Genomic DNA, 6,265 nt, shown 5'->3' with positions numbered 1-6,265 from the left:
CCCAGATCAGCGCAGATCCGCCGGCAGCCAGCAGCTGCCACACGCCCAGCCCGGCGACGATGAGCCCGGCCAGCAGGCTGCTGGTCGCGAGGATACGCACACGTCTGCGAGCGCGCGCCCGACGGATCACGGGGTCGGCCCTGGTCGCCGCGAGTTCCTGCCGCAGAGCCTCGAGCGCGGCGGCCTCCCGCTCCGACTGCACCCTCTTCGCCAGCTTCTGCTGAGCGAGCGCAGTGCGGGCGTTCAGCTCGACGCGGACCTCCCCCGGCGTCTCGCTCGTCTCGGCGAGCACGCGCAGCGCCTGGTTCAGTCGCACGGCGTTGCGTTCGGCGGCGTTGTACTGGAACCGGCCTCGCCACGACGGCAGCAGATAGAGCATCCACAAGAGCACGGCGACGAGCACGATCACTCCTCCGCTCAGCACCGGCCCGTCCATACCGACAACGCTAAGGGCTGGGAGCGGACAGCGCCGTGCAGACGGGCGCGTGTCGCGGCGTGTTCGTCCGGATCCGCTGTCCGGACGGGTGTTTCAGGACGATATGCGGTCGGCCGGCGGCACCGTCGCGGCGTCGGGAGGCACCTGGCCGCTGAGCCACCGCGCCAGCACACCCTGCGGCACGTCTTCCGTGGTCAGAGCGAATGCGTAGTGGTCGCGCCAGTCCCCGTCGATGTGGATGTAGCGCCGCCGCAATCCCTCGTACCGGAACCCGAGCTTCTGGACGATGCGCAGGCTCGCGGCGTTCTCCGGACGGATGCAGATCTCCATGCGGTGCAGGCCGTACTCGGTGAAGCACGCATCGGTGGCCATCGCGACCGCTGTCGGGGTGATCCCGCGACCCGCGAACCGCTCGCTCACCCAGTACCCGATCGTGGCAGAGCACAGCGAGCCCCGAGAGACTCCCCATACGTTGAGCTGCCCCGCGATCTCGCCGTCGTACTCCATGACGAAGGGGTAGCCGGAGCCGTCACGGTACTGCTGGAGCAGGCGTCGGATGCTGAGCCTCATGTCGAAGGACACCGATCCGTACGGGACGGTCGCCTCCCACGGCTGAAGCCATGACCTGTTGGCGAGCAGCTCATGCTGCAGAGGCCGCGCATCCTTCGTTCGGACGAGCCGCAGCTCTATCGGGCCGTGTCGCATCCCCGTCGCCAGATCCATGCCGCACCGACGCCCGCGAAGCCGCCTAGAGGCGTTCCGCGAACTCCTTGAGCCAGGGGCGCAGCTCCGAACCGAGGTCGTCGCGGTCTGCCGCGAGCTGGACGATCGCCTTGATGTAGTCGACGCGGTCGCCCGTGTCGTAGCGGCGACCACCGAAGACGACGCCGACGACGCCGGGGCCGTCAGGGTCGGCCGCCATCACCTGCAGTGCGTCCGTGAGCTGGATCTCGCCCCCCTTGCCCGGCTCGGTGTGCTCGAGGATCTCGAAGACCGAGGCCGGGAGGACGTAGCGTCCGATGACCGCGAGGTTCGAGGGGGCGTCCTCCTGTGCCGGCTTCTCGACGAGACCGGTGACCCGAACCGCATCCGACCCTTCGAGGGGTTCGACCGCAGCGGCGCCGTACATGTGGATGTTCGCGGGATCGACCTCCATCAGCGCGATCACCGCGGCGCCGGTGCGCTCGTGCTCGGCGATCATCTCGGTGAGCAGCGGATCGCGCTCGTCGATCAGGTCGTCACCGAGCAGCACGGCGAAAGAACTGTCGCCGACATGGGTGCGCGCACGCAGCACTGCATGTCCCAGACCCTTCGGCTCCCCCTGACGGACGAAGTGGATGTCGGCGAGGTCGCTCGACTTCATCACGCGCTCGAGGCGACCGGTGTCGCCCTTCTCCATGAGCTTCACCTCGAGCTCGGGGACCGAGTCGAAGTGGTTGGAGATCGCGTTCTTGTTGCGCCCGATGATGACGAGGATGTCGTCGATCCCGGCGTCAGCCGCCTCTTCGACGACGTACTGGATGGCCGGCTTGTCGACGACCGGGAGCATCTCCTTCGGCATCGCCTTCGTGGCGGGCAGGAATCGTGTCCCCAGTCCGGCGGCGGGGATGACTGCTTTGATCTTGTGGTTGCCCATCCTCTCAGCCTAGTGGTGAGCGTCGACGTAGACTCGGAGCCATGTCGAACGACGTCGAACACGCCAAGCGCGCACTCCGCGCCGAGCTCCGCGAACGACGCCAGCTCCTCTCCGACACACAACGCGAGACGGCGGCCACGGCCATCGGCGAACGCCTCGATGCCCTCGTCGACGAACTGGGCGCCCGATCCATCTCCTGCTTCCTCTCCACCACGACGGAGCCGGGCACCCGTGACTTCGTGACCAGGGCCGTGCGCCGCGGCATCCGCGTGCTCCTCCCCGTCACCCGCGCCGACGGACTGCTGGACTGGGCTGTCGCCACGGACGATGACGAGGTCGCCGAGGGCCTCTTCGGCCTGCCGGAGCCCACGGGCGAGGTGCTGGGCCCTATCGCCGTGAACGACGTCGACCTGATGATCGTCCCTGCCGCGGCGGTCGACCGTTCCGGCATGCGCATGGGCTGGGGGCGCGGGTACTTCGACAAGACGATCGGCTCGATGGAGAAGTGCCCTCCCGTCTACGCGGTCATCTATGATTCCGAGGTACTCGACGAACTTCCGCGAGAGGTCCACGACCAGCCGGTGAACGGCGTCGTTACCCCGTCGCAGACCCTCACCCTGTCGCCTCGGCGACGCTGATCCCAAGGACCCCCATGCCCACCTACGCCTATGCCTGCACCGCGTGCGGTCACACCTTCGACGCCGTGCAGAGCTTCGCCGACGACGCTCTCACCGTGTGCCCCGAGTGCGGTGGCGCGCTGCGCAAGCAGTACGGCTCGATCGGTGTGACCTTCAACGGCTCCGGTTTCTATCGCACGGACTCGCGCGCCAAATCCGGTGGATCGAAGGATGGTTCGGCATCATCGAAGACGGAATCGACGACGAGCGCCAAACCGGCGGCTGCGTCGACTCCGGCCTCTTCCTGAGGTATCGATCTGTTGGGGGATCCCATGCTCAAAGGTTTCAAGGACTTCCTGCTCCGGGGCAACGTCATCGATCTGGCCGTCGCGGTCGTCATCGGCACGGCGTTCACCGCGATCGTCACGGCCGTCGTCAACAGCATCATCAACCCGCTCATCGCGCTCTTCCTCAAGGCGGACGCCGCCGGAAAGTTCGGGATCCAGGTTCCGAACATCTACGGCGAGACGGTGACCTTCCCGATCGGCGACCTGATCTCGGCGATCATCAGCTTCCTCGCCGTCGCCGTCGTCGTGTACTTCGTGTTCGTGCTTCCGATGAACACGTTCAAAGCTCATGTCGAGGCCCGCAAGGGCACGCCCGCGGAGGAGCCGGAGGAGGAGCCGGCCGCGGCGACGGAGTCCGAGCTGCTCGTCGAGATCCGCGATCTGCTCAAGGCACAGCGCGGAGCCTGACCGGCTGGAACCACTCGAGACGCACGGTCCCTCTTCGGAGGGACCGTGCGTCTCTCCGTTCCCGGCTGAGGTAGGAGCCGCACAGTCAGTAGTGCGGCGGGACGTCCTGGAGCAGCTGGTCGTCGTTCGGCCCCTTGGCACCCTTCGGCCGGTTCCGCGCCGGCGGCGTCTCCGCTGGCCCCGATTCCGGTTCCGGGTCGCTCCCCGGCACCGGAGTGAGACGCGCACGACGAGATCCGGCGATGCGTTCCACGTGCTGGCGCGGGTCCGCGGGCCCCGGGTGCTCAGTCATTCTGGGTGTCGAGCGTGTCGATCGGCTGCGTATCGTTCTCCGCGCGCGGGGCGGAATCCGAGATGCCGAGCACCGCGGCGATCCGGGTCGCCACGGTCACGGGGTCGCTGTAGAGGTCGAACGCGTGCACGCGCACGTAGTGCCAGCCCAGGCGACGCAGCACGTGCGGGCGCAGACGCAGGGTCTCGCGCAGGGACTCGCCTCGCGTCTCGGGATCCGACTCGATCACGACGGCCTTGCCGCCGTGCTGCGCGACCAGCGGGAGCAGTCCGCGGTAGTCGACGTCCACCGAGGCGCCGAGGCGCCGCAGTTCGCGGGCAAGCGCCAGGGTCAGCGGGTCGGCGAGATCCTCCAGCCGCGCATCCCGGCTCCGGGCGGCCAGGCCGCCGAGGATCGACATCAAGGTCGCCGCCCCGTGCTCCAGGCGCCCATCGTCGAACGAGGAGGGACGGATCGACGAGACGAGGACCATCGAACGGCGCGCTCTCGTCATCCCGACCGTGAGCAGTCGCTCGCCGTCCGGTGTGGAGAGGTCGCCGAAGTCGCTCAGGACGCGACCGTGCTTGGTGAGACCGAAGCCGAGCGAGAAGATCACACGATCGCGGCTCTCGGCGACCGACTCCTCGAGCGTCAGCACCGCGAACGGTTCGACCGTGTCTCGGCCGACGAAGTCGGCGACATCGGATCGCCCGGCGAACGCCGAAGTGATGGCGGCGCGCACGCGCTCGGCGTGGCGGGCGCTCGCGGTGACCACCATGAGGGATTCCGACGGGCGGTGCACCGCGTGCTCGACCACGAGGGTCACGACCCTGGCGACCTCGGCATCCGGGCTCTCGACCGCACCCGAGATCGGATCGGGCGTTCCCGTACCGCCCTCGACGTAGTCGACCGTCAGGCTGCCACGACCGAGGTACGAGCCCGCCCAGGGAAGGGAGACGATCTCGCCCCCGTAGAAGGCATCGTTGATGAGCTCCGCGAGGTCCTCGCCACCCGCCCGGTAGCTGCGGGTGAGGGTCATCACGGGCAGGAGCTCGGACAGGCGCTCGAAGGCCGAGACGTCGTCGAAGGGCACCTCGGGCTCCCACGACTCCTCCGGATCGACCGCGATGCGGAACGGGGTGGGGCGCTGCGTGACCGGATCGCCGAACGCGACGATCTGGCGCGCACGACGGATCGCCGGGGCCGCTTCTGCGAGGTTGATCGCTGCGGCATCGACGAGGATCACGGTGTCGAACTCGACCGAGTCGGGGATCTCGGGCACCAGGTACGGCGAGGAGATCCAGGCCGGCGCGAGCACGTCGACGAGGGTGGGCGCAGCGCTGACCACCTGCGCGGTGGTCGTCGCGGATTGCGTCAGCGCCTGACGCAGGTGCTGCGACTGCTGGGGCTCGTCGACGATCGCGATGCGCCACTGATTGGCCAGCTGCCATGCGAGCAGCGGTCCGGCCATGGCGGCATGCGCCTCATCGACCAGGCGGAAATCGCGCTCGAGCCGATCGACGACCGCGGTGTTCGCTCCGAGGAGGGCGCGGTTGTCCTGCAGGGCGCGCTCGAGGAGGGACTGCCACCAGGCGAACTCGAGCTCCTCCCCCACCTGGGACTCCGAGACGTGGCGGACGGAGAGCTCGGTGAGAAGCGGCTCCAACCCGAGGAGGGCGAGTCGGTCACGCAGCTGGGCGCGCTCGACCAGGTTCTCGAAGACGTCGGATTTGGCAGCGAGGCCGGCGAGGGTGCGAACGAGCCGGGCCACGGGCAGCGATGCCAACGGCTCACGGCGTCCGAGGGCGGTGTCGAGTTCGGCGAGCTCGGCTTCCACACGCTGCCAGGCCGCGTGGACGTCGGCGAGACCGAGCGGGATCTCCGGCGCGACGCCGGCGTCGACGAAGCGCTGCCATTGGGTGCGCTGCGCCTGGATCCGCAGGAGAGCCTCATGCATCTCGGTGACATGCACTCCCGGGCGGACATACTCCTTGGCGAGCCGACGGAGCCTCCGCCTGTTCGCCCCGGACAGGCCGGGAGCGTCGCGGCGCGAACCGTGCGCCTGGATGAGCTCACCCAGAGGACGTTCGAAGACCGTGGGGCTGAATCGGTCGAGCGAATCGCGGATCCCCTGCAGCAGCCGCAGGTACTCGCCGAGCTCGTCGATGGTCGCGAACGGACGCATGTGCGTCTGCGCGATCAGCTCGTAGCCGCGCTCGAGCAGGGTGGGCACGCTCTGCGAGTGCAGTCGCCCGGCGAGCTCGTGCGCCGCTCGTGCGGCTTCGGTGCTGGAGAAGGTGACCCCGTACCAGGGCGAGTCGTTCGGGCCGAAGCGGAATTCGCCGAGACGGGCGGCCTGTGCGAGGGCCTCGGCAGCCTCGCTGCGGTCGGCGGCGAGGCGACGAAGCGCATCGGGTCCGAGACGCGCGGTGGTCGACGGTGGAACAGGGAGCGACGCCAAGCGCGTCAGCTGGCGGGTGGCGTCGAGGACCGAGGCGCCCAACCCGGCGATCGGCGCGCTGAGCGCCTGACGGTAGTCGCGCAGGACGG

General features: G+C 68.9%; 7 protein-coding genes and 1 pseudogene. 3 read left to right on the top strand and 5 right to left on the bottom strand.

The window, feature by feature from the left end; translation table 11 throughout:
- From DSP71_RS16535 to galU, 3 genes and pseudogenes are all read right to left on the bottom strand, one after another.
- A pseudogene (locus tag DSP71_RS16535) lies at positions 1-436 on the bottom strand (hypothetical protein); the annotation flags it as partial.
- A 93-nt stretch (positions 437-529) separates the two neighbouring features.
- Complete coding sequence (locus DSP71_RS16530) at positions 530-1,141, bottom strand: GNAT family N-acetyltransferase (protein ID WP_058631271.1); 612 nt, start codon at positions 1,139-1,141, stop codon at positions 530-532.
- Between the two features lie 43 nt (positions 1,142-1,184).
- The gene (gene galU, locus DSP71_RS16525) at positions 1,185-2,072 is read right to left on the bottom strand and encodes a UTP--glucose-1-phosphate uridylyltransferase GalU (protein WP_046749794.1); all 888 of its coding nucleotides are present in this window, start codon (positions 2,070-2,072) and stop codon (positions 1,185-1,187) included.
- Positions 2,073-2,113: 41 nt separating this feature from the next.
- Here galU and DSP71_RS16520 point away from each other — a divergent pair, with 41 nt between their 5' ends.
- From DSP71_RS16520 to mscL, 3 genes are read left to right on the top strand one after another with little or no spacing between them, the layout of a single operon-like run.
- Positions 2,114-2,710, top strand: a complete 597-nt coding sequence (locus tag DSP71_RS16520) for a 5-formyltetrahydrofolate cyclo-ligase (protein WP_046749795.1) — start codon at positions 2,114-2,116, stop codon at positions 2,708-2,710.
- A gap of 14 nt (positions 2,711-2,724) precedes the next feature.
- Positions 2,725-2,997, top strand: a complete 273-nt coding sequence (locus DSP71_RS16515; protein ID WP_046749796.1) for an FmdB family zinc ribbon protein — start codon at positions 2,725-2,727, stop codon at positions 2,995-2,997.
- A gap of 24 nt (positions 2,998-3,021) precedes the next feature.
- Positions 3,022-3,444: a large conductance mechanosensitive channel protein MscL gene (gene mscL / locus DSP71_RS16510; RefSeq protein WP_113681623.1), complete on the top strand. Its 423-nt coding sequence runs from the start codon at positions 3,022-3,024 to the stop codon at positions 3,442-3,444.
- A gap of 85 nt (positions 3,445-3,529) precedes the next feature.
- Here the strand turns inward: mscL and DSP71_RS16505 are convergent, their stop codons facing one another.
- A complete protein-coding gene (locus DSP71_RS16505) occupies positions 3,530-3,736 on the bottom strand; it encodes a hypothetical protein (RefSeq protein WP_046749798.1) in 207 nt (68 codons plus the stop codon).
- A partial coding sequence (locus DSP71_RS16500) for an AAA family ATPase (RefSeq protein WP_113681622.1) occupies positions 3,729-6,265 on the bottom strand: 2,537 nt, incomplete at its 5' end. The genes DSP71_RS16500 and DSP71_RS16505, both read right to left, overlap by 8 nt.

It is taken from the genome of Microbacterium sp. H6 (assembly GCF_003314775.1).
Taxonomy (GTDB): Bacteria; Actinomycetota; Actinomycetes; order Actinomycetales; family Microbacteriaceae; genus Microbacterium; species Microbacterium oxydans.
Note: the sequence above shows the minus strand (reverse complement) of the source record. Positions and strands in the feature narration are given on the sequence as shown.

Bases quoted from the DNA above. Each gene is read 5' to 3' on its own strand.
- DSP71_RS16530 (WP_058631271.1), bottom strand. From the start codon at position 1,141: ATGCGACACGGCCCGATAGAGCTGCGGCTCGTCCGAACGAAGGATGCG.
- galU (WP_046749794.1), bottom strand. From the start codon at position 2,072: ATGGGCAACCACAAGATCAAAGCAGTCATCCCCGCCGCCGGACTGGGG.
- DSP71_RS16520 (WP_046749795.1), top strand. From the start codon at position 2,114: ATGTCGAACGACGTCGAACACGCCAAGCGCGCACTCCGCGCCGAGCTC.
- DSP71_RS16515 (WP_046749796.1), top strand. From the start codon at position 2,725: ATGCCCACCTACGCCTATGCCTGCACCGCGTGCGGTCACACCTTCGAC.
- mscL (WP_113681623.1), top strand. From the start codon at position 3,022: ATGCTCAAAGGTTTCAAGGACTTCCTGCTCCGGGGCAACGTCATCGAT.
- DSP71_RS16505 (WP_046749798.1), bottom strand. From the start codon at position 3,736: ATGACTGAGCACCCGGGGCCCGCGGACCCGCGCCAGCACGTGGAACGC.